The 24,851-nt window shown below is 42.3% G+C and carries 22 protein-coding genes; 16 read left to right on the top strand and 6 right to left on the bottom strand.

Annotated features, from left to right (window positions below):
• Nucleotides 1-121 precede the first annotated feature (121 nt).
• Genes SporoP17a_RS05515 through yhaM form a run of 3 tightly spaced genes read left to right on the top strand, consistent with a single transcriptional unit; the run spans nucleotide 122 to nucleotide 5,116 of the window.
• The gene (locus SporoP17a_RS05515; protein ID WP_083033447.1) at nucleotides 122-1,324 is read left to right on the top strand and encodes a metallophosphoesterase family protein; all 1,203 of its coding nucleotides are present in this window, start codon (nucleotides 122-124) and stop codon (nucleotides 1,322-1,324) included.
• A 1-nt stretch (nucleotide 1,325) separates the two neighbouring features.
• On the top strand, nucleotides 1,326-4,178 hold the full coding sequence (locus SporoP17a_RS05510; RefSeq protein WP_083033445.1) for an ATP-binding protein: 2,853 nt from the start codon (nucleotides 1,326-1,328) through the stop codon (nucleotides 4,176-4,178).
• Entirely contained in the window at nucleotides 4,178-5,116 is a 939-nt protein-coding gene (gene yhaM, locus SporoP17a_RS05505; protein ID WP_083033443.1) for a 3'-5' exoribonuclease YhaM, read from the top strand. The genes SporoP17a_RS05510 and yhaM overlap by 1 nt, the downstream gene beginning before the upstream one ends.
• A 778-nt stretch (nucleotides 5,117-5,894) precedes the next feature.
• Here the strand turns inward: yhaM and SporoP17a_RS05500 are convergent.
• Nucleotides 5,895-6,869: a peptidylprolyl isomerase gene (locus tag SporoP17a_RS05500; RefSeq protein WP_083033441.1), complete on the bottom strand. Its 975-nt coding sequence runs from the start codon at nucleotides 6,867-6,869 to the stop codon at nucleotides 5,895-5,897.
• A gap of 158 nt (nucleotides 6,870-7,027) precedes the next feature.
• Here SporoP17a_RS05500 and SporoP17a_RS05495 point away from each other — a divergent pair, with 158 nt between their 5' ends.
• Nucleotides 7,028-7,129 (top strand): YjcZ family sporulation protein, encoded by a 102-nt coding sequence (locus SporoP17a_RS05495; RefSeq protein WP_081657910.1) that lies wholly within the window; start codon nucleotides 7,028-7,030, stop codon nucleotides 7,127-7,129.
• 42 nt (nucleotides 7,130-7,171) lie between these two features.
• Here the strand turns inward: SporoP17a_RS05495 and SporoP17a_RS05490 are convergent, their stop codons facing one another.
• From SporoP17a_RS05490 to SporoP17a_RS05475, 4 genes are all read right to left on the bottom strand, one after another.
• The gene (locus SporoP17a_RS05490; protein WP_029054118.1) at nucleotides 7,172-7,357 is read right to left on the bottom strand and encodes a hypothetical protein; all 186 of its coding nucleotides are present in this window, start codon (nucleotides 7,355-7,357) and stop codon (nucleotides 7,172-7,174) included.
• Between the two features lie 85 nt (nucleotides 7,358-7,442).
• Entirely contained in the window at nucleotides 7,443-8,006 is a 564-nt protein-coding gene (locus SporoP17a_RS05485; protein WP_083033439.1) for an HTH-type transcriptional regulator Hpr, read from the bottom strand.
• A gap of 188 nt (nucleotides 8,007-8,194) precedes the next feature.
• The gene (locus tag SporoP17a_RS05480; RefSeq protein ID WP_083033437.1) at nucleotides 8,195-8,551 is read right to left on the bottom strand and encodes a YtxH domain-containing protein; all 357 of its coding nucleotides are present in this window, start codon (nucleotides 8,549-8,551) and stop codon (nucleotides 8,195-8,197) included.
• A 195-nt stretch (nucleotides 8,552-8,746) separates the two neighbouring features.
• The gene (locus tag SporoP17a_RS05475; protein WP_083033434.1) at nucleotides 8,747-9,172 is read right to left on the bottom strand and encodes an HIT family protein; all 426 of its coding nucleotides are present in this window, start codon (nucleotides 9,170-9,172) and stop codon (nucleotides 8,747-8,749) included.
• A gap of 121 nt (nucleotides 9,173-9,293) precedes the next feature.
• Here SporoP17a_RS05475 and SporoP17a_RS05470 point away from each other — a divergent pair, with 121 nt between their 5' ends.
• The 6 genes from SporoP17a_RS05470 to SporoP17a_RS05445 all read left to right on the top strand — a co-directional run bounded on the left by SporoP17a_RS05470 (nucleotide 9,294) and on the right by SporoP17a_RS05445 (nucleotide 17,947).
• Nucleotides 9,294-10,040 (top strand): ABC transporter ATP-binding protein, encoded by a 747-nt coding sequence (locus SporoP17a_RS05470; protein ID WP_083033432.1) that lies wholly within the window; start codon nucleotides 9,294-9,296, stop codon nucleotides 10,038-10,040.
• Complete coding sequence (locus SporoP17a_RS05465; protein ID WP_083033429.1) at nucleotides 10,024-11,235, top strand: ABC transporter permease; 1,212 nt, start codon at nucleotides 10,024-10,026, stop codon at nucleotides 11,233-11,235. Before SporoP17a_RS05470 ends, SporoP17a_RS05465 begins: the two co-directional genes overlap by 17 nt.
• A gap of 217 nt (nucleotides 11,236-11,452) precedes the next feature.
• Nucleotides 11,453-11,710, top strand: a complete 258-nt coding sequence (locus SporoP17a_RS05460) for an IDEAL domain-containing protein (RefSeq protein WP_083033426.1) — start codon at nucleotides 11,453-11,455, stop codon at nucleotides 11,708-11,710.
• A gap of 207 nt (nucleotides 11,711-11,917) precedes the next feature.
• Nucleotides 11,918-13,900: an excinuclease ABC subunit UvrB gene (gene uvrB, locus SporoP17a_RS05455; RefSeq protein ID WP_083033424.1), complete on the top strand. Its 1,983-nt coding sequence runs from the start codon at nucleotides 11,918-11,920 to the stop codon at nucleotides 13,898-13,900.
• 7 nt (nucleotides 13,901-13,907) lie between these two features.
• Nucleotides 13,908-16,775, top strand: a complete 2,868-nt coding sequence (gene uvrA / locus SporoP17a_RS05450) for an excinuclease ABC subunit UvrA (protein WP_083033421.1) — start codon at nucleotides 13,908-13,910, stop codon at nucleotides 16,773-16,775.
• Nucleotides 16,776-16,855: 80 nt separating this feature from the next.
• Nucleotides 16,856-17,947: a DUF4097 family beta strand repeat-containing protein gene (locus SporoP17a_RS05445; protein WP_083033418.1), complete on the top strand. Its 1,092-nt coding sequence runs from the start codon at nucleotides 16,856-16,858 to the stop codon at nucleotides 17,945-17,947.
• Between the two features lie 622 nt (nucleotides 17,948-18,569).
• Here the strand turns inward: SporoP17a_RS05445 and SporoP17a_RS05440 are convergent.
• Nucleotides 18,570-19,121, bottom strand: a complete 552-nt coding sequence (locus SporoP17a_RS05440) for an N-acetylmuramoyl-L-alanine amidase family protein (RefSeq protein ID WP_083033415.1) — start codon at nucleotides 19,119-19,121, stop codon at nucleotides 18,570-18,572.
• 195 nt (nucleotides 19,122-19,316) lie between these two features.
• Here SporoP17a_RS05440 and hprK point away from each other — a divergent pair, with 195 nt between their 5' ends.
• From hprK to SporoP17a_RS05410, 6 genes are all read left to right on the top strand, one after another.
• Nucleotides 19,317-20,267, top strand: a complete 951-nt coding sequence (hprK, locus tag SporoP17a_RS05435; protein ID WP_083033412.1) for an HPr(Ser) kinase/phosphatase — start codon at nucleotides 19,317-19,319, stop codon at nucleotides 20,265-20,267.
• Nucleotides 20,268-21,089 (top strand): prolipoprotein diacylglyceryl transferase, encoded by an 822-nt coding sequence (gene lgt / locus SporoP17a_RS05430; protein ID WP_237262385.1) that lies wholly within the window; start codon nucleotides 20,268-20,270, stop codon nucleotides 21,087-21,089. It begins immediately after the preceding gene.
• Complete coding sequence (locus SporoP17a_RS05425; RefSeq protein ID WP_083033409.1) at nucleotides 21,073-22,032, top strand: nucleoside recognition domain-containing protein; 960 nt, start codon at nucleotides 21,073-21,075, stop codon at nucleotides 22,030-22,032. Before lgt ends, SporoP17a_RS05425 begins: the two co-directional genes overlap by 17 nt.
• Nucleotides 22,025-22,681, top strand: a complete 657-nt coding sequence (gene ppaX / locus SporoP17a_RS05420; protein ID WP_083033408.1) for a pyrophosphatase PpaX — start codon at nucleotides 22,025-22,027, stop codon at nucleotides 22,679-22,681. Before SporoP17a_RS05425 ends, ppaX begins: the two co-directional genes overlap by 8 nt.
• Nucleotides 22,678-23,199, top strand: a complete 522-nt coding sequence (locus SporoP17a_RS05415) for an acyltransferase (protein WP_083033406.1) — start codon at nucleotides 22,678-22,680, stop codon at nucleotides 23,197-23,199. The genes ppaX and SporoP17a_RS05415 overlap by 4 nt, the downstream gene beginning before the upstream one ends.
• Before the next feature lie 88 nt (nucleotides 23,200-23,287).
• A complete protein-coding gene (locus SporoP17a_RS05410; protein ID WP_083033404.1) occupies nucleotides 23,288-24,811 on the top strand; it encodes a tetratricopeptide repeat protein in 1,524 nt (507 codons plus the stop codon).
• Nucleotides 24,812-24,851 lie beyond the last annotated feature (40 nt).

Genomic DNA, 24,851 nt, shown 5'->3' with positions numbered 1-24,851 from the left:
TATATGAATTATTGTATGGTCTTAACTTATTCATTGCTATGCGCTATGTTTTAATCGCCTTTCCTTCAATTGATTGAATATGGTAAAATAGGAACTAGTATTCGTGGAAGAGGTGTACGCTATGGAATCTATACGTTTTTTACATACAGCCGATCTGCATTTGGACAGCCCTTTTAAAGGTATGGCCTCAGCTGGTCCGGACGAGTTAGCCAGATTGCAGCAGTCTATATTTGCCGCATTCGACCGATTCATAGCCTACGCAGTTAAAGAACGACCGGACTTCGTTGTTATTGTTGGCGACCTATATGACGGTGAAGACCGTAGCTTGCGTGCGCAAATTCGTTTCCAACAAGGGATGCAACAGCTTCAAAATGTAAATATCCCAGTCTACTTATCGTATGGAAACCATGACCACCTGGCAGGTAGATGGACTAGAGTTTCATTGCCTGAAAATGTACATGTGTTTACTGAGCAAGTAGAGCAGAAGCAATTGATGATCCGAGACGAAATGATTTATTTACACGGCTTCAGCTACCCGCAACGCCATGTGAAAGAGCCAATGATAAGGCAATATCCTGTAGCGAATGAAGGAATACATATTGGTCTATTGCATGGAAGTGTGGCAGGAGATGCCGAGCATGCTGTATATGCGCCGTTTACAGTCAGTGAATTACAGGAAAAGCACTATCGTTACTGGGCGCTTGGACATATTCATAAACGCCAAGTATTATCACAGGAACCGCCAATTGTATATCCGGGCAATATTCAAGGCAGGCACCGCAATGAACAAGGTCTCAAAGGCTTTTACGACGTCTCGTTGACGCCTACTGATGTTTCCATGACATTTGTAGCTACATCCGATGTTGTATTTACTACATTGACGGTTTCGTGCAAAGGAATTGAATACGCAGATGACTGGATTTCTGCGTGTCAGGAAGCGATTGATCAACTGACAGCTGAAATGGGTAGTGTCGTCGTGGAGTTGGTGATGGAACATACGGAAGGCCTTACAAAAGACTTGGATAGATCAGAAGTAGAATGGCTTGAAATTTTGCGCGAACAGTATGAAGCTATGGAACCTTTCGTGTGGATTTCAGCAATTGAATGGCCGCAAATCAGTTATTCAGTAGTCCCGAATTCATTACTGGAACCGGTGGAAAAGACTATTTCTACTTGGGAAGCGGATGACTGGAATGACTTGGTGAAAGAAGTATACAGCCATAAAGCTGGTCGCTATTTAGAAGCACTGACACCGGCGGATTTCGAGCGCTTGAAACAGCAGGCAACCGCATTGCTTGAGAATGAAATGTTGAAGGAGGGCTAAAATGAAAATTCGTAGAATACTTCTTTATGGATTCGGCCAGCATGAGAATTTGGAAATGGATTTGCGACCTGGTATGAATCTTTTGTATGGACCGAATGAAGCAGGTAAGACGACGATTCAGCAAGCCATCCTTCATATTTTATTTGGCTTTCCTCAAAAGAATCAACAAGTGTTGCGTTATGAGCCGAAAACAGGCGGTAAATATGGCGGCTGTCTATACATAGAGGATCAGGAATACGGTAATTGGATGATTGAACGGGTGCGTGGAAAGTCTTCAGGTGACGTGTTAATTCGTTTTGAAGACGGGCGTATGGCGGAAGAAGAAGAATTGAAGAGGTTATTGAGAGGGTATGATCGACAAGCTTTTGAGGCCATTTTCTCTTTCTCTTTATTCCAGTTACAAGATCTTGAGAAAATGGATGAAAATGATTTAAGCCGTACGTTACTGGCTTCCGGAACAACCGGTTTAGATACACTTTGGAAAGTGGAAAAGAAAATGGAAAAGGAAATGGGGGCCCTTTTCAAGAAAACCGGAAAAATACCACCGATGAATAAAAAATTGACCGAAATACGTGAGCTTGAACAAGCGATGCAAAAAGAGCAACAGAAGCTATCGTCATATGAACCACTGACTATTCGTAAGGCGGAACTCGACGAGCAAGTGACGGCATTACGCTTGGAAGAGCAACGTCTGTATAAGCAGTCTGAAGAACAACGAATCGCCATGCAAATTGTTCCGTTGCAGCAACAACGCAATCAAATACGTGAACAGCTTTCTCATATGTCGGATGAATTCCCAGCAGCAGGAATCCAACGTTATGAAGAACTAGCCAGTAAACAATCAGAATTGCAATTAAAGAAAACCCGCTTAGAGAAAGAACAGGAAAAGTGGCAATCGGAATTAATTGATTTGCGACCTGAAAATGAGCGGCAACAGTTAGAGCGCTGGGTGGCACAAGAAGCGGAATGGCATCGATTACGTACGGAGCGGTTTTCTGCTGAACAGGAAATTCGGTTGCTTGAAAAGAAACGACAGCAGCTCAGCAATCGTTTAGGAGTAACTGAGGAGCAACAGTTGTCCATAGGGCAAATAGATGTCTCCATTCAACGCGAACGCTTACTCGAACCGATCCTTGAAGAACAGAAAGAACTAGATCAGCAATTAAAAGCATTGCAACGTCTATTGGCGGAAGCAGAAAGTGAACGCCAAATAGCGGAACAACAAAAAGAACGTAATGACCGGTTGCAATTGACTGAATCTGAGCGAGCGAAACTGGCAGAATTGCCCAAATTGCAACGTCAGCTTATGGAGGCTAAATTCAGTGTATCTGCGGCGGATCAGCACGCATCGAATCAAATGGTTCCGATACTAATTTTGCTCATTGGACTAGCAATCGGGGCATATAGTATGTTGCAGCAACAATGGTTGTTTGCAGGCCTCGGACTAGTAGTTGTGGGGGTCGGTGCTTGGTTATGGAAACAGCAACCTGAATCTGTAGCAGATCAGCAATCATTCATTCGAAATAATGAAGCGTTAGCAGCAGAACTCGAAAGATTGGCTGAACGTGATGATCAGCAGCAACGCGATCAACAGCGAGTGTTAACGGAGATTGAAAGACTGGATCGTAAACTGCACAATTATGCAGAAGAAATGGAACAACTTCATGATCAGAAACAACAGGCAGTAAAGAAGTTGCAAGAACTGGTACAAGATGAACCGTTCGATCTGACATTCAATATTCAGGAAAGCTTCCGTTTACTGCGCGAGTTCCAGGATGCGGAAATAGACCGGAGAACATGGCAGCAACGACTGCAAACGACGACGCAACAATTGCAATCGCTGACCCAAGAAGTGGAAGATATGCTAGGTCCTGTTGCGGAGGAAAATTTATTCGAACGGATTCGCCAGGAGTTACTTCGTCAGGATAGCTTGCAAGAAAAGCATCTAAGCAAACAACAAAGAGTACTTGAAATCCAAGAACAAATACAAGAAACGCATGAGTTGTTGGAAACGATAGCAACAGAAATACAAAATTTGTTCGATGTTGTTGGCGTATCAGAAAAAGAGCAATTTTACACAGCGTATCAGCAAGATCAAGATTCACAATTGCTGAAACGACAGCTGAAAGAAGTAGAAGTCCAGCTGTCTTTATATAGTAAGGAACCATTAGTGAAAGAATGGACTATACCGGAACTTGAACGACAGCGTAGCGAGACGACGAACCGCTTACAAATGATTCGTCAAGAAGTAGAGGTACTTGTAGACGAGCAAGTCAAAGTAGGTCATGAAATTTCACAAATGGGTGCCAGTCAAACGTATAGTGAGCTTCAGCAGCTATTTGAGGTTCGAAAAGCAGAGCTAGAAGAAATGACGCAACAATGGGCGATCCGCAAAGCTGTCCGTGAATCGATTCGCCAGACGATGAGTGAGTGGAAAGAACATCAATTACCGGCTGTTCTCATACAGGCCAATAATTGGTTCGGCCGTTTAACGGGGAACCGATACGCGACGCTCGGTTTAACAGCGGAAGGTTATTTTGAGGCAGTTACTGCTGAAGGACAATCGTTCATGATCAATGAGCTCAGTCAAGCTACAAAAGAGCAAGCCTATCTTTCATTGCGACTCGCGTTGGCATATGAATTAGTGGAGCGCGCACCGTTTCCTATTATAATGGATGACCCATTTGTCCACTTTGATAATGAGCGACTTTCGCGTATGATAGAAATACTTACTGAGTTACAGCCATCTCATCAATTTCTGTATTTTACTTGCCATACAGAAATGAAATCAAAATGGCTAAGTGAACCGCATACAATTGAGATGGGACCAAAAGTAAAAGGGGAGATCCACTGATGAAAAAATTACTTGATTATCAAGTCGGCGAAACGGTCGACATGTATTTATTGATTAAGCAGGCAACAAAAGGCATCACACAGCAAGGAAGTCCGTTCATGACATTGATACTGCAAGACAAAAGTGGAGACCTTGAAGCGAAACTTTGGGATGCGGGTGAAGAACAAGCCCAGATATACAAAGGGGCGACCATTGTAAAAGTAGGTGGAGAAATCCATGAATACCGTGGAAAAAATCAACTTCGACTTAAAGCCATCCGTCCTGTAAAAGAGGATGAGGGCGTGACGATTGCAGATTTAGTACCGTCTTCTGAAAAAAGCAAGGAAGTATTGCTAGATGAATTGATGCAGTTTTTCTTTGAAATGAAAAACCCACAAATCCAGCGTGTCACTCGTCATTTGCTGAAAAAGCACCAGCAAGACTTCGTGTTGTATCCGGCAGCTACAAGAAACCATCATGACTACGTATCTGGCTTACTTGATCACGTAGTTTCAATGTTGAAGCTAGGTAAAGCGATTGCGGAGTTGTATCCGACGTTGAATAAAGACTTGCTGTATGCGGGGATTATTTTGCATGATATCGGCAAGGTGATCGAATTATCAGGGCCGGTCGGTACGCAGTACACGATCGAAGGGAATTTACTAGGTCATATTACGATTATGGTCAATGAAATTTCCAAGGCAGCAGAAGAGCTGGAGATCGAAGGCGAAGAAGTGATGTTGCTTCAGCATATGGTGTTGTCTCACCACGGAAAAGAGGAGTGGGGCAGTCCGAAGCGTCCGATGTTAAAGGAGGCAGAGATTCTTCATTATATCGATAATATCGATGCGAAGATGAACATGCTGAACCGTGTCATGTCTAAGACTACACCGGGCGAGTTCTCCGAGCGCGTATTCCCGCTGGATAACCGTTCGTTCTACAAGCCTACGTTTGAATAAACTAGCGTGGAACGATGCATTTCTAGTTGAGTACTGAATTTTTTAGGGTTGTGATTCTAACAGTGCTAATAAACTGACAGATGGTGTACATTACCCGGCTAAGAAACGCGGTTGGTGGAACGACTATGCGGCTGCGGGTCTTTGTCACTCTTGGTTAAGGTCGTTGCTCGACTGGTTGTTGGGCACTGGAGTCACCGAGTGTCTGCTTTCTGGACCCGCACAGGCACGTGGGGGATTGCCTCCAGCCATGAGCCAGCTGGCGGTAGGGCTGCCAGTTGTCTCATGGCCACGGCCTACCCCGCAGTTGTGCCTGCGCTGCTGAGTAGTATTAACTTTGATTGTGGTTCAAACAAGAATAAAATCAGTGACTTAGTGATACTGATCTTCTATTTATGAAAAAGAAGTGTAAGAACTGCCCTACACACGACGCAACGAAGGCGCCTGCTGTGGTAGGCGTAGCGAGGAGACAAAGACAGGCGCACTTCCTGTCTCTGGCTCCTCGCGAAAGCCATCCACCAGCGCCGAAGTGGGGACGAAGAATTTGCCACTTAGATTGCTAGCTAAACCACAACCTCCTGTACGAACAGGAAAAAGAAAGGCACGTGCAAGAACCACAACCGCACGTCGCTTATTAGGCATGCTAAATAGAAACGTAATCATGGTCACTTACGCACTTACAACAGAACAGTGACCTAAAGAGCACTAAAAGTCTATTGAAAACACAAAAAAAGGTCTGCCACTAGAAGTTGAAACTTCCAAGGCAGACCTTTTTCATATATTACTTACCTTCTTCAACTTCTACTTCAGCATCGTCAGCTGGAGCGTCTTCTGCAGGTGCTTCTTCCGCAGGCGCTTCTACGTCAACCGGAGCTTCACCTTCAGCTGGCTGCTCTTCCATCTTGAACAAATCAAGTGCTGATTTCAAATCTTCGTCTTTGATTTTTACATCTGCTTCTTTTACTAGCTTCGAAACTTTAGCTAATAGCTCATTTTCGTCAGCCTTTTCCATCAATAGTTCATGACGGATTTCATCTTTCTTTTCATCAGTGATTTTCTCATCATCCGTTTTGCGTTTTTCTTTTACTTCGATGATGTGGAAGCCGTTATCCGATTGGACTGGCTCACTGATTTTGCCTGGCTCTAGGTCGTATGCAGCATTCCAGAATTCGGGAACCATTACACCGTAAGCGAACCAGTCAAGGTCTCCACCTTCGTCTTTAGAACCTGGATCAGTAGAGTATTCTTTTGCAACAGCTGCAAAATCTTCACCTTTGTCTAACTTCTCTTTTACTTCTTTTGCAGTCTCTTCATCTTCCACTAAGATGTGGCGAGCGTTGATTTCTGTTTGAGATTCTTCAAGGCGCTTGTCTAACTCTTCGTCAGAAACTTCCACACCGTCAGTCAATGCAGCTTCCTGCAATTTATTCAAACGAATCATTTTCTTGAAGCTGTCAGGTGTTTGACCTTGTTGAGCCAAGAATGCTTCGAAGTTTTCACCGAGTTGTTCTTTGTTTTTATCAAATTCTGCGTCAACTTGCTTATCGTCTACGTCATACTTATCATCCAAAACCTTTTCCAAAATGATCATTTGTAGGGCTTGTTCACCGACAGATGTTTTCATTTCTTGATAAAACTCATCTTTCGTAACATCTCCTGCTTTAGACGTCATGACTTTTTCATCTCCGCCACCAGAACAAGCGGATAAAGCTGCAACCGAAGCTGCGAGTGTAAATGCTAACATCTTCTTTTTCATGTAATTAACTCCCCTAATCTAAGTATCGATTCTGTATATTCTTCAAGTAAACACTATACCATATAACGTATGAAAAACAAAAAGGTTCCATACATCTAAACTGCCCAACCGCTTTTTTCTACTTTCGCATAGGATACAATGTGAAAGGGGGTGCCTTCATGAGCGGTTACACACATGGCGGATCAGGTTCATCAGGCTTTGCTTTAATTGTTGTGTTGTTCATTTTGTTGATCATCGTCGGTGCAGCGTACTTGTATTAAAAAAAGCCCTGCCTCCAGTACTGGGGGTGGGCATACATAGTGTCAGGCGCTAAAGAACACTTCTACATATAAGGATAAAATGAGAATCGTAATCAGAATGTTTACAGTTCGGTAAATCTTTGGCTGCTTTTCTTCTGGAATCTCTCTAGATTGGCAAAGAGCAAATGTCATTTTATTAATTTGATATAAGTAGAACAATGAAAATAGAATGGTAATCGCTATAACCATTTTAGACCTCCTCTTTCTGCTTCTGTACTATCATAGCAGAATTTATGATCAAAAGGAAAAAACTAAACTGTGTAAAGAGCAGGCGTTAAGATTCTACTTCTAATTTTGTTAAGTAATCATTTGAATCGACATACGTCTTCTCGATGTTTCGGAAACCGCGTTCAAATATATCCATAAAATCGTCACCGTAGATATTTCGCAATACAGACATGACCTCTAGGAATTCAGGAAATTTACCGTAAATATCGCGAATGGGAAGGGAACCTTGAAGTACGCTGTAATCTTCTTTATGGTAATTTTTATTCATCTGGATGATTAATGCTTTGCCTTTTTCTGAAACCGTCACGTATGTATTGCGTCGGTCGTCCTCTTTTTTCGAGAAGTACAGAAGTTGACGTTGTTCCAATTTTTTTGAAAAGTTAAAGGCGGTTGAGACATGCATTACACCAAACTTCGCGATATCTGAAATTGTAGCACCTTCTAAATGATAGGCAATCCATAAAATATGATGTTCGTTAATATTGAGGTCATAAGGTTTAATCCATTGCTGCCAATCCTTCTCTACAGCTTTCCATAATGCTTTGGACATTTGGGCTACGCGTTGATTGAAGATCATGGCGTCTTTACGTGTAATATGTTGATCGGCCATCGAGACACCTGCTTTCTTTCAGTCTTTTTATTTATTATACCAAAAAAGCAACAAATAAAAAAGACGGAATAATAAAATAAATCAGTTTGAGTGTATATGCCCATAGAATCCAGCTAGTCATAGCTGTTTTACTATGGGTATCACTCAAAGATTAGCAGGAGAAGAACTGATGCCTTCATGGCAATACGTTAGCGAGTGCTAATGGATTTCTCGAGATCATCCAGTGCTGTTTGGATTGCAGAAATTTCTTTCTCCAAACGTTTTTTATTATGTTCGGTTGAGCGCTTCCAATCTGCTACGGAAACTTTCATTTCTTCAACTGTCTCTGGTACAAGTTCTTTTGCTTCCTTCGACAAATCCGTTACGGAGTCTTTTAGATCTGCGACTTGCCCTTTGACATCTTTCAACTTATCTTTCAATTCAAGTGATGCATGTTTGACACTATCACGCAGTTCACTGCCAGCTTTAGGTGTAGAGTATAGAACAGTTACTGCAGAAGTGACAGCACCTGCTGCCAGACCAATAAAGAATGTGGACGCTTTCATGTAGAGAACACTCCTTTTGTATAGTTATTATTTTATTAAAGCATGTTATTACGCAGTTGAGCAAGAAAATGAATGAAATATTATTCCAATGAAAGTTTTCTGTCCTAATTGGGTAGAGGGGTAGACAGAAGAGTCGGAATCACTTCAAGTTATAAAGCAAAGTGCAGTACTCTTCTGTCCTATTCCCTCCATGTGTTATTGTTGCAGGCGTCTTGAAATATGGGTAGCTAATTCAGATACTACGTCCATTGGGAACTGCTCTACCTTTGTATGAAATTCTACTTTCAGACCATCTGATTTATCATAGCGTGGAATTAAATGCATATGGAAATGATAGACTGACTGCCCAGCGAAAGATCCGTTGTTTTGTAATAAGTTCATTCCAGACGGTTGAAATTCTTCTTTTAATGCATTGGCAATTTTGGGTGCCACTTTAAATAAATTCGCAGCTTCTTCTTCTGTTAATTCATACACATTTTCACGATGTGTTTTTGGAATCAGGAGTACGTGCCCTTGCGTGACAGGCATAATATCCATAAACGCGATCACGTGATCATCTTCGTATACCTTTTCTCCTGGAATCGTGCCTTCTACAATTTTGCAGAAAATACATGAGGTCATTTCTACACATCCTTTCATGTTTGGATGTATTGTAGCATATTTTCAGATAGTTAACGAAGGCGGATAAAGCAATTTTACAATTTCTTTGCTAAAATAATAACAGAAGATAGGGGGAAATATAATGGCAATCCTAGAACTAGAACATGTTACAGGTGGTTATACGCGCAAGCCTGTTCTACATGACCTTTCATTTCAAATAGAAGAAGGAGAATTGGTTGGGTTAATCGGGCTGAATGGCGCAGGAAAGAGTACGACAATCAAACATATCATTGGTGTGATGAATCCGCTTGAAGGAATGATCAAGATTGACGGTGCGACGTTTAGTGACAAAGAACATTACCGCCAGTCATTCAGTTATATTCCAGAGACACCGGTGTTATACGAAGAACTTACATTACAAGAACATTTGGAACTGACTGCGATGGCGTACGGGTTGGACAAGCAGCAATTTGAAATTCGAACTGAACAATTGCTGAAAGAGTTCCGTATGGAAAAACGTTTGAAGTGGTTTCCAGCTCACTTTTCTAAAGGTATGCGACAAAAAGTCATGATCATGTGTGCCTTCTTGGTAGAACCGAAATTATATATTATCGATGAACCATTCGTCGGATTAGATCCGTTGGCGATTCGTGCATTGCTCGACCAAATTATCGAACGAAAAGATGCAGGCGCTTCTATTTTGATGTCGACTCACGTACTGGCAACAGCCGAGAAGTATTGCGATCGTATTATCTTATTGCACGAAGGCCGGGTACGTGCGAACGGTACGATGAACGACTTGCGCAAGGCGTTCGGACGACCAGATGCCACGCTAGATGATTTATATATTGCAATGACTGAGGAAACCGACCATGAACAACATGCATGATATTTGGGGACAACGGTTCTTCCATTATGTTAATGAATTACAGAAATATATGCGCTATGTATTCACTGGACATTTGGCGATCGTCTTCATGTTTGCCATTGGGGCAGGAGGCTATGCGTATAGTGAATGGCTAAAAGAAGTACCTGTTACGTTCCCTTCAGTCTTCATCGTATCCATCGTCATTGCCCTGTTGTTAATGAAAGCGGCACCGACCACGTTACTAAAGCCGGCAGATATCGTGTTTTTCCTACCGTTAGAAAATCAATTGCCGAGCTATATGAGACGTTCAATCACTTGGTCGACGTGTTCACAACTGCCTTTGCCGTTAATTGCTATGGTTATTGCATTACCTTTATTAAAAGCTACGGAAGTAGGAACAGGCACGGACTACCTTCTTGTTATGTTGCTGATCGTAGTGTTTAAAGGGCTGTTTGTAGGAACTGAATTCAATGTTCGTATTGCGAATCACGACTTTGTATGGCCGGATCGTCTCCTTCGATTAGTTTTAACATTTGTAACAATTCAATTGGGTCTTACTTGGAGTCCAGCGGCAATCTTTATTGGAATACTGATCGCGATGCTCTATTCGAAGTTTTGGGATAAAAAAGCGGAACAATTTCCGTTCCCCTACGAGCAATTTATTGAATTGGAACAAAATCGTATGATGCGTTTCTATCGATTTGCAAATTACTTCACGGAAGTACCCCATCTAGTTGGATCTGTGAGTAAGCGCAGCTGGTTAAAGATTGCCATGAAACGTTCTACGTTCAAGCGTAAAGATGTGCAAAATTACTTAATCGTTCGGACATTTATCCGTACAGATGATACGTTTTGGTTGTGGGTTAGATTAACGGCGCTATCTGCGTTGGGTGCGTTTTTAATACCATTACCGATTGTGTCGTTCATCTTTGTAGGAGCATTGGCGTTTGCAACTGCTGTTCAATTGATATTGGCACTTGAAGGCGGCGTCGAGTTCACTATGGATCAGCTATTTCCTGAAGAACAAGAAAAATCGCAAATCAAAGCGGTGCGTTTGTTAGTCAGAAAATTGATTTGGCTACAAGCAATCATTCTATTACTGGCAGCATTACCATTGTACGGATTAAGTGTTACCCCCGTCTTGATTGCGGCTGTTGCACTCATTGTAGGTGAAGCGACAATCCGATTAACTAAAGAGCAAATGAAAGATATATGATGGTAGACAATAGGTAAGATAAAATAGTGTGAGTAAAAGAGTCAATGTTTCTGAAGTAAAGAATCAAATCCGTGACAGAATTATCTGAATATATGTACCTAGTAAACAGCGTGCTAATCGTATTGAAGTAATTAAAAAGTTCGAATAGTTAAAATAATGGTTGCAATTCCTATTCTATTGCATATATAATTACTAAAAGGTATCAGGGGTGAGAGAGATGAATAATAACAACTCATATGCTGAATTTTTGAAAGCGGTAGGTAACAATAGCACTTCTCTCCAAGCGGAAAAGCTGCTGAACGAAATCTATTGGGATCTGTTTCTACAACACATTCATTGGGAACAAACACAATCGCGAATCATGTTGTTGATTGACGATGCGCTAGATCAAAATGACAAAGAAGCATTCGACCTGTATACACAGCAATTACTAGACATTTCACAAGAACATGGATACAAACTTAAAACAAAATAATATTTCCATAGGCACTGCTAGGGCAAAATCCTGGCAGTGTTTTTTATTGTATGGAATGTCTTAGTTGCAAGTTTCTTTCACAAAGTACAAGGGTACAATAAAGTACATAGAGAGTTAGCTTAAAACGTACGTTCGTTATTTCTTTAGAAAAAACCCTAGTTGTGGTAAAATAGAAGGACAGGTGTTTAAGAAGAGGAGTGGAACCATTTGAACGAAACATTTCAATTGCAGGCACCATATACGCCGCAAGGAGATCAGCCAAAAGCGATTGACAGCCTTGTTAACGGCATAAAAGAAGGCAAGAAACATCAGACATTACTCGGTGCAACAGGTACAGGTAAAACATTTACTGTTTCTAATGTACTGACAGAAATTAATAAACCTACACTGGTCATTGCCCACAATAAAACGTTGGCAGGCCAATTATATAGCGAGTTCAAAGAGTTTTTCCCAGATAATGCAGTAGAATACTTTGTCAGCTTCTATGACTTTTATCAGCCGGAAGCATATGTTCCGCAGACGGATACTTTTATTGAAAAGGATTCATCCATCAATGATGAAATTGATAAACTTCGCCACTCCGCAACGAGTGCATTATTTGAACGCAATGATGTATTGATTGTGGCATCTGTTTCGTGTATTTACGGTCTCGGTTCGCCAGAAGAATACAATGACATGGTTTTTTCATTACGCAAAGGGATGGAAATACCGCGTAATCAATTATTGCGCACGCTAGTGGACATTCAGTATGAACGCAATGACATCAATTTCACGCGTGGTACATTCCGTGTTAGAGGCGATGTAGTCGAAGTCTTCCCGGTGGCACGTGACGAGCGTTGTATACGTCTCGAATTCTTCGGTGATGAAATCGAACGGATCCGTGAAGTGGATGCGTTAACAGGTGAAGTCATCGGTGATCGTGATCACGTAGCCATATTCCCAGGATCTCACTTCGTCACACGCGAAGAAAAGTTACTTAAAGCAATTGAAAATATTGAGATTGAGTTGGAAGAACAGCTTAAATATTTACGTGATCACGATAAATTACTGGAAGCGCAGCGCTTAGAACAACGCACGCGCTACGACTTGGAAATGATGCGAGAGATGGGTTTCTGTTCCGGTATTGAGAACTATTCCAGACATTTGACGTTGCGTGAAGCAGGTGCAACACCTTATACGTTGCTGGATTATTTCCCAGATGACTTTTTAATCGTTGTAGATGAGAGTCATGTATCCTTGCCACAAATTCGCGGTATGTACAATGGAGACCAAGCACGTAAAAAGGTATTGGTGGAACATGGCTTCCGCTTGCCGTCCGCATTGGATAACCGCCCGTTAATGTTTGAAGAATTCGAAAAGCATATTCGTCAGGCGATGTATATTTCTGCAACGCCAGGACCTTATGAAATTGAGCATACAGATGAAATGATAGAACAGATCATACGTCCCACAGGATTACTTGATCCAATCATTGAAGTGCGTCCGATTGAAGGGCAAATTGATGATTTATTGGATGAAATTCAACTTCGAATCGAGCGAGATGAACGTGTCTTGATTACGACTTTGACGAAAAAAATGTCCGAAGACTTAACGGATTATTTAAAAGATGTTGGAATTAAAGTTCAATATTTACATTCCGACGTCAAGACATTAGAGCGGACAGAAATTATTCGGGAATTGCGTATTGGCACATATGACGTACTGATCGGAATCAACTTACTGCGTGAAGGGATCGACATACCGGAAGTTTCATTGGTCACAATTTTGGATGCAGATAAAGAAGGTTTCTTGCGTTCGGAACGTGCGTTAATCCAGACAATTGGACGTGCAGCACGTAACTCGGATGGACGCGTTATCATGTACGCGGATAAAATGACAGACTCTATGAAGAAAGCGATCGATGAAACGGAACGTCGTCGTGAAATTCAACAAGCTTATAATGAGAAACATGGCATCACACCCACAACGATCGTCAAACCGATACGTGAATTGATCCGTGCTACTCAAGTGGCTGAAGAAACGGAATCGTATTTGCAAAAGGTGACCAACGGCAAGAAGCTATCGAAAGACGAGAAAGGCTTATTGCTAGTGAAGTTGGAAAAAGAAATGAAAGACGCAGCAAAGGCTTTGGACTTCGAAAGAGCTGCAGAATTACGCGATACCGTACTAGAACTGAAAGCAGAAAGGTAGAGTTCGCATGAAAAATACAGAACTTGTAATCCAGGGAGCGAGAGCGAATAACCTGAGGGACATTACAGTGAAGATTCCCCGCGATAAGCTAGTTGTACTTACTGGCTTATCTGGCTCAGGAAAGTCTTCACTGGCATTTGATACGATTTACGCGGAAGGACAGCGCCGCTATGTGGAATCATTATCCGCATACGCGCGTCAATTCCTTGGACAGATGGATAAACCAGATGTGGATTCTATAGAAGGATTATCGCCGGCTATTTCCATCGACCAGAAGACAACAAGTAAAAATCCACGCTCTACTGTAGGAACGGTGACGGAAATCTACGACTACTTGCGTTTGCTATATGCAAGAGTCGGAAAACCTCATTGTCCGTATCATGGCATTGAAATCTCAACGCAGACGATACAGCAGATGGTAGACCGTGTAATTCAGTTGCCGGAGCGCACTAGAATTCAAATATTGGCGCCAATTATTTCTGAACGAAAAGGGACGCACGCCAAATTATTTGAAGACATTAAAAAACAAGGGTATGTGCGCGTACGGGTCAACGGTGAAACGATTGATTTAGACGACAATATAGATTTAGATAAAAATAAAAAGCATACGATTGAAATCGTCATTGATCGGATTGTCATGAAAGAAGGCGTTGAAACACGTTTAAGTGACTCATTAGAGTCCGCTTTACGTTTAGCTGACGGTAATGTTCTTGTCGATGTAATCGGTGAAGAAGAACTGTTTTTCAGCGAACATCATGCGTGTCCTATCTGTGGATTTTCTATAGGTGAACTAGAGCCGCGGATGTTTTCATTCAACAGTCCATTCGGCGCATGCCCTGAATGTGATGGGCTTGGCATGAAACTTGAAGTCGATCCAGAATTAGTCATTCCCAATAATGAACTAACGCTAAAAGAACACGCCATCGCCCCATGGGAACCAACGAGCTCTCAGTATTATCCGGAACTCCTGAAGACGATTGCCAAGCATTATAAAATTCCTATGGATGTACCAGTTAGTGAGATAGCTGATTCGGATATTGAAAAACTAATGCTAGGATCGAAAAAAGAGAAGATTCGTTTCCGCTATACAAATGAATTCGGTAATACTCGTGATAGCGATATTTATTTCGAAGGTGTTTTGCGCAACGTGGAACGTCGTTATCACGAGACATCTTCAGACTATATTCGTGAGCAGATGGGTAAATATATGACGGAAAAAGCCTGTCCTTCTTGCACAGGCTATCGCTTAAAGCCCGAATCACTTGCGGTATTAGTGAATGGCGAGCATATCGGGAAAATCACGGAACGCTCGATTGTTGAAACAACAAAATTCTTTGATCAATTGACCTTGTCTGAGAAAGACACACAAATTGCAGACATGATTCTAAAAGAAATCCAAGAACGTTTAGGCTTCTTGGTGAACGTCGGTCTCGACTATCTGAATTTATCTCGTTCAGCGGGGACATTGTCTGGCGGGGAAGCGCAACGGATTCGTCTAGCCACACAAATTGGATCTCGTTTGACGGGTGTCCTGTATATACTTGATGAGCCGTCAATCGGACTTCATCAGCGAGACAATGATCGATTAATTGGCACACTACAGAGCATGCGAGACATCGGAAATACGCTGATCGTTGTAGAACACGATGAAGACACGATGATGGCTGCTGATTATCTAATTGATATAGGTCCTGGTGCTGGTGTGGCAGGAGGAGAAGTAGTGGCTGCAGGTACTCCTGCGAAAGTCATGAAAAACAAAAAGTCGCTTACGGGTCAATATTTGAGCGGAAAGAAATTCATTCCACTTCCGACCGAACGTAGACCGCGTGATGAGCGAAGCATTGTCGTTAAAGGGGCTTCGGAGAACAACTTGAAGCATATTGATGCAGAATTCCCTCTCGGTCAATTTATTGCGGTGACTGGCGTTTCCGGTTCAGGCAAGAGTACGTTAGTCAATGACATTTTGCATAAAGCATTGGCTCAGAAATTGAATCGATCCAAACAAAAGCCAGGCAAATTCGAAAGTATCAGTGGTGTCGAACATTTAGAGAAGATTATCGATATCGATCAATCTCCAATCGGGCGAACACCGCGTTCTAACCCAGCCACGTATACAGGTGTCTTTGACGATATTCGCGATGTTTTTGCAATGACGAATGAAGCGAAAGTTCGCGGCTATAAAAAAGGTCGCTTCAGTTTCAACGTGAAGGGTGGACGGTGTGAAGCATGCCGTGGAGATGGAATCATCAAAATCGAAATGCACTTCCTTCCCGACGTATATGTGCCGTGTGAAGTATGTCATGGCAAGCGGTATAACCGTGAAACACTTGAAGTGAGATACAAAGGAAAGAACATTGCGGACGTACTTGAAATGACAGTAGAATATGCTGTGGTGTTTTTCGAGAATATCCCAAAGATTCACCGTAAATTGCAGACGATTGTAGATGTAGGCTTAGGGTATGTTCAATTAGGCCAACCAGCAACGACGCTGTCTGGTGGGGAAGCCCAGCGTGTGAAACTTGCTTCAGAATTGCATAAACGTTCCACAGGTAAATCATTTTATATTCTGGACGAGCCGACAACAGGTTTGCACGTACATGACATTGCCAAGCTACTCGAAGTTCTCCAACGTTTAGTAGATGGAGGAAACACCGTTCTCGTGATTGAGCACAATCTAGATGTTATTAAGACAGTCGATTATATTATCGATATCGGTCCGGAAGGTGGAGACAAAGGTGGAGAAATTGTTGCAACGGGAACACCGGAAGCAATAGCAGAAGTCGAAGAGTCTTACACTGGTAAATATTTAAAGACCATTCTAGAAAGAGATCGAAACCGGATGAAAGAACAAATCAATAAAGTAGTAAAGAAATAGAAAGTGAAACTTTTGTTCCGCAGAACCGTATAAATAGATAGGTACTGAAAAGATTGTTCAAAACGAGGAGGAATCTAGGCATGCAAAATGAACGCATACGAATACTCACGATGCTCGAAGAAGGTAAAATCACAGCTGATGAGGCATTGAAATTACTAGAAGCCATGGGAAAAGAATCTGAAAAAGAAACAGCAGAAGAGAGCTCTTCTGCTGATGCTTTCTTCGAAGATATCCGTAAAGAATTCGTCACAGCAGGTGATCGCTTCATGCAGTTTATGGACACGGCGGTACACCGTGTGAAAGAATTCGATTTCGAAGCTCCATTCAGCAAATCTGTTTCCTTTACACATGCAGAAAGCAAATCTGTAGAAGATATTGAAGAAATCATCATTCATATCGATCACGGCTCTGTGGAAATTCATCCTTCAGACAATGAAGAAATTACGGCGAAGTTCTCTGTAAAGCATTTCAATACGGATTCTGAAACCAGCGCACTTAATCAGTTCCTTGAAAAGTTATTGTTCGTGAAAGACGGTAACAAACTGCGCATCGGCAGCGACTTGAAAATGCTGCAAGTCAATCTCCATCTATACGTTCCGACTTCAGTACTTTATAGTAAACTCTCTGTCCGTTTGTTGAATGGTGGCTGTTCATTGGAGGGCATCGATTTCAAAGATCTGCGCATCAAAACGGCGAATGGGAAAATCGAATGTGCGGATATTAAATTCGATGAAGCCGAGCTAGAAACAGCAAATGGTATGGTCCGTCTGTTAAAAGTTACTGGTGAAAAGCTAGAAGCCGAAACATTAAACGGTCGTGTCTATGTAGATGGCGCTGTACAAGATGTAGATGCAAAATCCTTAAACGGAAATGTGACGTTGACGACTTCATCTGCTGATGCAAAAAGATTGGAAGCGAAGTCAATTAGCGGTTCTGTTGAAATTTACTTCCCATCTTCTATAAGCGTTAAGGGAGAGATTACTTCCAACATGGGTAAGCTCGACTTGCAATTAAATGACGTGTCGCGTGTAGAAGAGCAAGAGCAATTCTTGCATCGTACGATCCGCTTCAGCAAAACTGCTGAAGACGAGACGAAAGAGCCGTTGCATGTAACTGGTGAGTCCAAGACAGGCTCAGTCATGGTTCGCTATAACTCTGTCGATATGATTTGATAGCATAATGAAACACCTGCATTGCCGTTTGTGGCGGTGCAGGTGTTTTTTTGGTTTGTTTGGATGTGTGTAATGAGCGTGGGGGAGTTGCTTGGGTGCTCAATAATTGGTGTAAGCGCTCATAGTTGTTGTGTTTTCGCTCTATGATGAGGGTTGACCGCTCTATTGCAGGAGCTGTCCGCTCTATTCTGGTCCGTATCCGCTCATACTTGCGGTTTATGCGATCAATCACGCTGTTTATCCGCTCATGATCCCATAACTATCTAGGGTAGTTGCTCGGTCGCTCAATAATTCCTGTAAGCGCTCATAGTTGTTGCGATTCCGATCTATGGCGTGGGCTAACCGCTCTATCCTAGTCTGTATCCGCTCATACTTGCGGTTTATGCGATCAATCACGCTGTTTATCCGCTCATTATCCTATAATATCGAGGGTAGTTGCTCGGGCGCTCAATAATTCCTATAAGCGCTCATAATTATTGTATAACCGCTCTACCACAAGGGCTAACCGCTCTATCACAACAACCATCCGCTCATACTACCGGACTATACGATCAATCCCACCACATAACCGCTCATAACCACCTACATCTCCTTCAACCCAACCCACTCCAACCCCATCAATTCACCTCTCATACTCCCAACACAAAATCCCAAAGGCGATAGCCCGTGCGCATTGGCGTTGATAGGTTTTACTTTGCAGTAACGCAGCTTCTGTCTGGTTCGACATGAAGCCGCATTCGACTAAAATTGCAGGCATATTTGTGTCGCGCAGTACGGCGAAGTTTGCTTTCTTCACACCGCGATCGGGGCGCTGGCATGCGAAAATTAAGGCTTTTTGTACGGTGGATGCGAGCACTGCGGAGCTTTTGCTTGCTTGTGGATAGATATAGGTCTCAATCCCTTGTGCTGAGTGCCAGCCAGTGCCAAATGCATTGGCATGGATGGAAACAAATGCATCTGCCTTCATTCGATTAGCTGAAGCGGTGCGTTCACTTAAAGGTACGTCGCGTGTAGCTGCGTGCGTATACTTGATTGTCAGGCCTTCTTTCGTTAAAATTTCGCTGACAAGTGTAGCTACTGCTGCATTAAAGTGATACTCCCGAAGCTTTCCATCAGGTGTTCGTTTACCGGGTGTATCGGGTCCATGACCCGCATCAAGAATGATTAGTGTCAATTCTGTTCACTCTCCTTTATCCTCTATATAGAGAAATCTTTTAAAAAGGATACAAAAAGGGGAGATCAATCAAGAAGTAATCCATTTCTTTTCGTTTCCTTCATGGTAAAATAGGTGGGAATGGTTTATACATAAGCACAAAAATCTGTAAAAGACTGAAGAATACGTACATCGTAGCAGAAAGTGAGGGGTTTCATGGGTGAATTAACAGTAGAAGATGTGATGAATCGATTCGGATTGGAATTGATTGCTGGGCACGCAGGTATTCATAAACAAATTCTAATGAGTGACATTTCACGGCCAGGGCTTGAGATGGCTGGTTATTTTGATTATTATCCTGCGGAACGTGTGCAGTTGATCGGGCGTAAGGAGATGTCCTTCCTCGAAACATTGTCTGCCATTACGCGAAGAAAACGTTTGGAGCGACTTTGTTCGGTAGATACGCCAGCATTTATTATTGCTCATGGCGAAGAAGGTCCGAAAGAATTGAGCCAATTAGCAGAGGAGAAAGATATTCCGGTTCTTCGGACGGATTATAAGACTACACAGTTTTCGGGGATGTTGACGAATTATTTGGTTGGACAACTCGCTCCGATGACGACAGTGCATGGTGTGCTAGTGGATGTGTATGGTGTGGGTGTGTTGATTACGGGTGGCAGCGGAGTAGGTAAAAGTGAAACTGCGTTAGAACTCATTAAAAAAGGGCATAGACTAGTAGCGGATGATTCCGTTGAGATTCGTCAAGTGTCCGATAATGTCTTGATCGGAACGTCACCGAAATTGTTGAAGCATATGTTGGAGATTCGCGGGGTCGGTATTATCGACTTAATGACGTTGTTTGGAGCGAGTTCTGTGAAAGACGATAAGCGTGTATTGCTAGCGGTCGATTTGGAGATTTGGGATGATAAGAAGCACTATGACCGTCTTGGAATCGATGAAGAGAAGGTAGAAATTCTCAATTCGCAAATTACCAAATTATCCGTACCCGTAAGACCTGGGCGAAATATCGCAGTTATCATTGAAGTAGCGGCGATGGATTATCGAATGAAACGTCTCGGCATTAATGCCGCAGAGGAATTTACTAAGCGTTTGGATCAAGCCATCGCAGATAATGCAGAATTATTAGATGAAGAGGGGCGCGACTAAGTGAATGTATCTATGCTAGCGATTAATCCAGTCGCGATCAGTATTGGCAGCTTAGAAGTTCGCTGGTACGGTATTTTGATCGCGCTCGGAATTATTTTAGGATTTATGATAGTACAACGAGACATGCTGAAGCAGGGAATGCACACTGACTTATTAACGGATATGCTCATTTGGGCGATTCCTATTTCAATTATCAGTGCACGAATTTACTATGTTATTTTCACGTGGGATTATTACCGTGATCATCCTGATCAAATTATTCAAATTTGGAATGGCGGGATTGCCATCCATGGCGCGTTGATCGGTGCGGTCATTACCGCGGTAATATTCTGTAAGAAGCGTGGCGTGTCATTCTGGAAAGTAGCGGATATTACGGCACCTGGTTTATTGATAGGACAAATTATCGGGCGCTGGGGAAATTTCATGAATCAGGAAGCGCATGGCGGTCCGGTTTCACAAGCGTTTAAAGAAAATACGATAATTCCTGATTGGATTATGAATCAAATGACAATTGATGGTATCACGTATCATCCGACATTCTTGTATGAGTCGTTATGGAATGTCGTCGGACTTATTTTGATTTTGGTAATTCGCAGAATGCTGAAGATGAAACGTGGCGAGGTATTCTTGTTTTATGTCATCTGGTATTCAATCGGCAGATTCTTTATTGAAGGGATGCGGACAGATAGTCTGTATGTCATCGGCAGTTTGCGTGCAGCACAGTTAGTATCTGTAGCGGGAGTTGTCATAGGGATTGCCATCTTGTTGTATCGTAGATATGCAATGAAAGTGAAAGAGAACTACGATGACAAACAAAAATAATATTGCATTATCTAATACGTTGAAAAATGGTTTGCAAGTAGGGTTCAAAACAACGTGGTCACTCGGTAAGATTATTTTCCCTATTACGTTGCTTGTGACTATTTTGCAGTTTACGCCTGTCTTACCTTGGCTTGTGCAGTTGGTTGAACCTATCATGCATCTTTTTGGCTTGCGCGGTGAAGCGGCCGTGCCGATCGTGCTTGGGAATGCATTAAACTTATACGCTGGAATTGCCGGAATCATTTCATTAGAATTAACAGTAAAAGAAGTTTTCATCATTGCTATAATGATCAGTTTTGCGCATAATCTGTTCATCGAAACGGCTGTTGCTATAAAAGTTGGCGTCAAACTATGGACCGTGCTTGTTGTGCGTCTAGGATTAGCTGTGCTAGCTGGAGTGCTAATTAATGTATTCTGGACAGGTGGTAACGAAATCGCACAATACGGTCTAACGCCACAAGCGGAAGTCGTACCGGAAGGCTTTGCGCAGATTTTCTGCCTCGGGCTTGAAAAGGCGGCATTTGGCGTCTTACAACTGGCAATGATCGTTATTCCGTTAATGTTGTTTGTGCAGTACGTGAAAGACCGTAATTACTTAGAGCGTTTTTCTACTAGTTTGGCACCGTTTACAAAAATGATTGGCGTGAAACCGAACGCCTCGATGACACTCGTTGCTGGATTATTAATTGGCTTGGCATATGGCGCAGGCGTCATGATCCAAGCAGTGCAAGAAGATGGCGTATCGAAACGAGATATTACATTGGCGTTCATTTTTTTGATGGCATGCCATGCGGTGATTGAGGATACACTATTATTCTTGCCACTTGGTATACCGATTTGGCCATTATTGATCATTCGGCTCGTGACTGCCATTGCGCTGACTATTACAGTAAGTATTCTATGGAAGCAGCCAAGAGAGAAGGAGGAAGTTGTGATTGACTAATCAACCAATTACTACATTATTATTTGATTTTGACGGAACGCTTGCAGATACAAATGAATTAATACTCTCTTCTTTCCAACATGTATTGGAAAAACATTTCCCTGGACGTTTCGAACGAGAAGAGATGCTGCCATTCATCGGACCTACATTACATGATACGTTTTCATCGATTGCACCCGATATGACAGAACAACTAATTGCCGAATACCGTGAATGGAATTTGGCGAATCACGATGCATATGTAACTGAATTCGAAGGTGTGACAGATACGCTTCGTAAATTATATGATCTAGGTTTGAAGATGGCAGTCGTTTCCACGAAGAAACGCGACATGGTCGAAAGAGGGATCAACCTTTTGGGAATCGCTTCCTATTTCGATACGGTGATTGGACTCGATGATATCACGAATCCTAAACCCGACCCAGAACCCCTATTACTCGCATTAACACGTCTGGATCGAACAGCGGAAGAGTCACTGATGATCGGGGATAACTTCCACGATATACTCGGTGGACAAAATGCAGGGACACGAACCGCAGCTGTCGCATGGGCACTCAAAGGGGAAGAATATTTGCAGACATTCAAACCTGATTACATGTTGCAACATATGTCGGACTTACTTAAAATAACTGCGGGAATTAAGCTATGAGACGCACGGAGCGGCATCCTTCCAAAGGGGATGCAAATTCCCTCTGGCATATTTACCGTACGGTTTCGATTTTTAAAGTAGCCAAAAATTTCATCGTGATTCAAATTGCGCGGTACACTCCGTTCGTTTCATGGAAAAATGTTTTCTATCGATTGTTCTTGCGAATGAAAGTTGGGAAACATACGGCTTTTGCGCTGATGGTTGTACCGGATGTCATGTTTCCAGAACGAATTTCTGTTGGGGAAAACTCTATAATTGGGTTTAATACAACGATTTTAGCGCATGAATACTTGATAGATGAATACCGTATTGGAGATGTGGAAATAGGCAATCATGTTCTGATTGGAGCCAATACGACAATTTTACCAGGCGTTAAAATTGGTGATGGTGCGATTGTTTCCGCTGCGTCACTCGTCAATAAAGATATTCCGGCCGGTACATTTGCTGGCGGAAATCCGGTGCGTATTATATATACAGCTGAAGAAATGGCGGAACGTGCGGCACGTGAAAGCAAATGAATGACGGACCGTGTAGTTGTGCTATACTAGAGGATACATTGCAGAGGGACGTCAAGTACGTTCCTCTTACTTTTTCGGAGGAGTTCGATTGAAAAACAACCAACGATTTAAGAAAGAAAAAATTATATCATTCCTGCCTGACGGTGATTTTTATCGTAAACGCGCAATGCAAGCTATGCAGCGTGAACAATTTTCTGATGCGGAAAAATATTATAAACGTGCGCTAGAATTGAATCCAGATGATGCACTTACACATATGGAATACGGTGTGTTCATCATGGAGGTCGGCCGCTTTGAAGATGCCTATGAGTTGTTGCAAACCGCCGATGATCTAGACCCAAATAATGAAGAGACGACTTTCTATTTAGCGGAAGTTCACGCACATCTTGGTCTTTTGCGCGAAGCGAAGCAATATGCATTGAAATATGTAGCTATGGCACCCGATGGAGTCTTTGTAGAAGAAGCCCATGAAATCTCTGAATTCGCTGATCAAGAAGAATCATTCGTTGAAGAAGGTGAACAGCTTGATGGTGAAGTGATTTTTAGGCAAGAAAAAGCACGTCGCATGATGGAACAAGGCGATTTTAAAGAGGCCATAAAGGTGTTAGAGGATTTATTAGTGGATTATCCGAAAACGTGGGCTGTCCACAATAATTTGGCGCTTGCGTATTTTTATATTGGCAAAGAAAAGCATGCAGAAGACATTTTGTATGATGTCCTACGTGAAGAGAAAGGCAATATCCATGCGCTTTGTAACTTGGCAGTGTTCTTTTATTACAACCGAGATGAAGAACGTCTGAAAAGCATGATGGAGTTGTTGTCAAAAATTAAACCGTACCAATTCGAGCAACGCTATAAATTAGGTGCGACATTTGCACTAACGGGTCGTTATGAGGAAGCATACCACTGGCTTCGAAGTCTGCAAAAACGCGGATTTGAAGGTGATGTTGGGTATTATTTCTGGTTAGCGAATGCCGCGTACTTTACGGGTCATCGAAAAGTGGCGGAACAAGCAAATGAAGCTTTGTTGAAATTAGATCCTACCAAAGAAGGGTTTGAACCATGGAAGTCATTGGACGAAGAGTTGGACACGGATTCTTACGAAGAAGATGTGCCGTTCTTGATTGAAAAGATTTCGAACCCTTATCGCAGTGAGCGAATGCTCGGTTTATACTTAGTAGGAAAGTCGTCACATTTACAGGAAATCTTATCGCATCCGGGATATATTGATGTTGAAAAATTGACTGCTGCGGAACAGCTGTTTTTAGCGCACAGCCTGAATTATTCATTCCAAGTGACTACTCCATTTGAAAAGGCTTTGAAAAAAGCGCTGGCAATTTGCGATCTATTGTATGAAGAGTATAAACCGCTGGATGAGCAAGGTGTACTGCTCTTTCAAATGTGGTTTACGTTATGTGAAAAGGCGCTTGAACAAAAGTATATGTTCAGTAATGTACATGCACTGGCTGCCGCTGCAGATTTTATGTTCCAATCTTCACATGACAAAAAAGTGACAAAGAAGTCTATTGCAGAAAATTATAGCGTATCCGTTTCAACACTTTCCAAGTATATTCAAGAACTACTTCAATTTCTGCCTTACACAGAAGAATAGTGATTTTTGGATGTTGCATTTAAGTTGAAATTCACGTGCG

It is taken from the genome of Sporosarcina ureae, from assembly GCF_002082015.1.
GTDB lineage: Bacteria > Bacillota > Bacilli > Bacillales_A > Planococcaceae > Sporosarcina > Sporosarcina ureae_A.
Note: the sequence above shows the minus strand (reverse complement) of the source record. Positions and strands in the feature narration are given on the sequence as shown.

What these genes read in the sequence shown, in the direction of transcription:
- hprK (WP_083033412.1), top strand. Translation starts at nt 19,317, where the DNA reads ATGGGTGAATTAACAGTAGAAGATGTGATGAATCGATTCGGATTGGAA.
- yhaM (WP_083033443.1), top strand. Translation starts at nt 4,178, where the DNA reads ATGAAAAAATTACTTGATTATCAAGTCGGCGAAACGGTCGACATGTAT.
- SporoP17a_RS05480 (WP_083033437.1), bottom strand. Translation starts at nt 8,551, where the DNA reads ATGAAAGCGTCCACATTCTTTATTGGTCTGGCAGCAGGTGCTGTCACT.
- SporoP17a_RS05495 (WP_081657910.1), top strand. Translation starts at nt 7,028, where the DNA reads ATGAGCGGTTACACACATGGCGGATCAGGTTCATCAGGCTTTGCTTTA.
- uvrA (WP_083033421.1), top strand. Translation starts at nt 13,908, where the DNA reads ATGAAAAATACAGAACTTGTAATCCAGGGAGCGAGAGCGAATAACCTG.
- SporoP17a_RS05470 (WP_083033432.1), top strand. Translation starts at nt 9,294, where the DNA reads ATGGCAATCCTAGAACTAGAACATGTTACAGGTGGTTATACGCGCAAG.
- SporoP17a_RS05515 (WP_083033447.1), top strand. Translation starts at nt 122, where the DNA reads ATGGAATCTATACGTTTTTTACATACAGCCGATCTGCATTTGGACAGC.
- SporoP17a_RS05415 (WP_083033406.1), top strand. Translation starts at nt 22,678, where the DNA reads ATGAGACGCACGGAGCGGCATCCTTCCAAAGGGGATGCAAATTCCCTC.
- SporoP17a_RS05445 (WP_083033418.1), top strand. Translation starts at nt 16,856, where the DNA reads ATGCAAAATGAACGCATACGAATACTCACGATGCTCGAAGAAGGTAAA.
- SporoP17a_RS05460 (WP_083033426.1), top strand. Translation starts at nt 11,453, where the DNA reads ATGAATAATAACAACTCATATGCTGAATTTTTGAAAGCGGTAGGTAAC.
- SporoP17a_RS05510 (WP_083033445.1), top strand. Translation starts at nt 1,326, where the DNA reads ATGAAAATTCGTAGAATACTTCTTTATGGATTCGGCCAGCATGAGAAT.
- SporoP17a_RS05490 (WP_029054118.1), bottom strand. Translation starts at nt 7,357, where the DNA reads ATGGTTATAGCGATTACCATTCTATTTTCATTGTTCTACTTATATCAA.
- SporoP17a_RS05500 (WP_083033441.1), bottom strand. Translation starts at nt 6,869, where the DNA reads ATGAAAAAGAAGATGTTAGCATTTACACTCGCAGCTTCGGTTGCAGCT.
- SporoP17a_RS05465 (WP_083033429.1), top strand. Translation starts at nt 10,024, where the DNA reads ATGAACAACATGCATGATATTTGGGGACAACGGTTCTTCCATTATGTT.
- SporoP17a_RS05425 (WP_083033409.1), top strand. Translation starts at nt 21,073, where the DNA reads ATGACAAACAAAAATAATATTGCATTATCTAATACGTTGAAAAATGGT.
- SporoP17a_RS05485 (WP_083033439.1), bottom strand. Translation starts at nt 8,006, where the DNA reads ATGGCCGATCAACATATTACACGTAAAGACGCCATGATCTTCAATCAA.
- SporoP17a_RS05475 (WP_083033434.1), bottom strand. Translation starts at nt 9,172, where the DNA reads ATGACCTCATGTATTTTCTGCAAAATTGTAGAAGGCACGATTCCAGGA.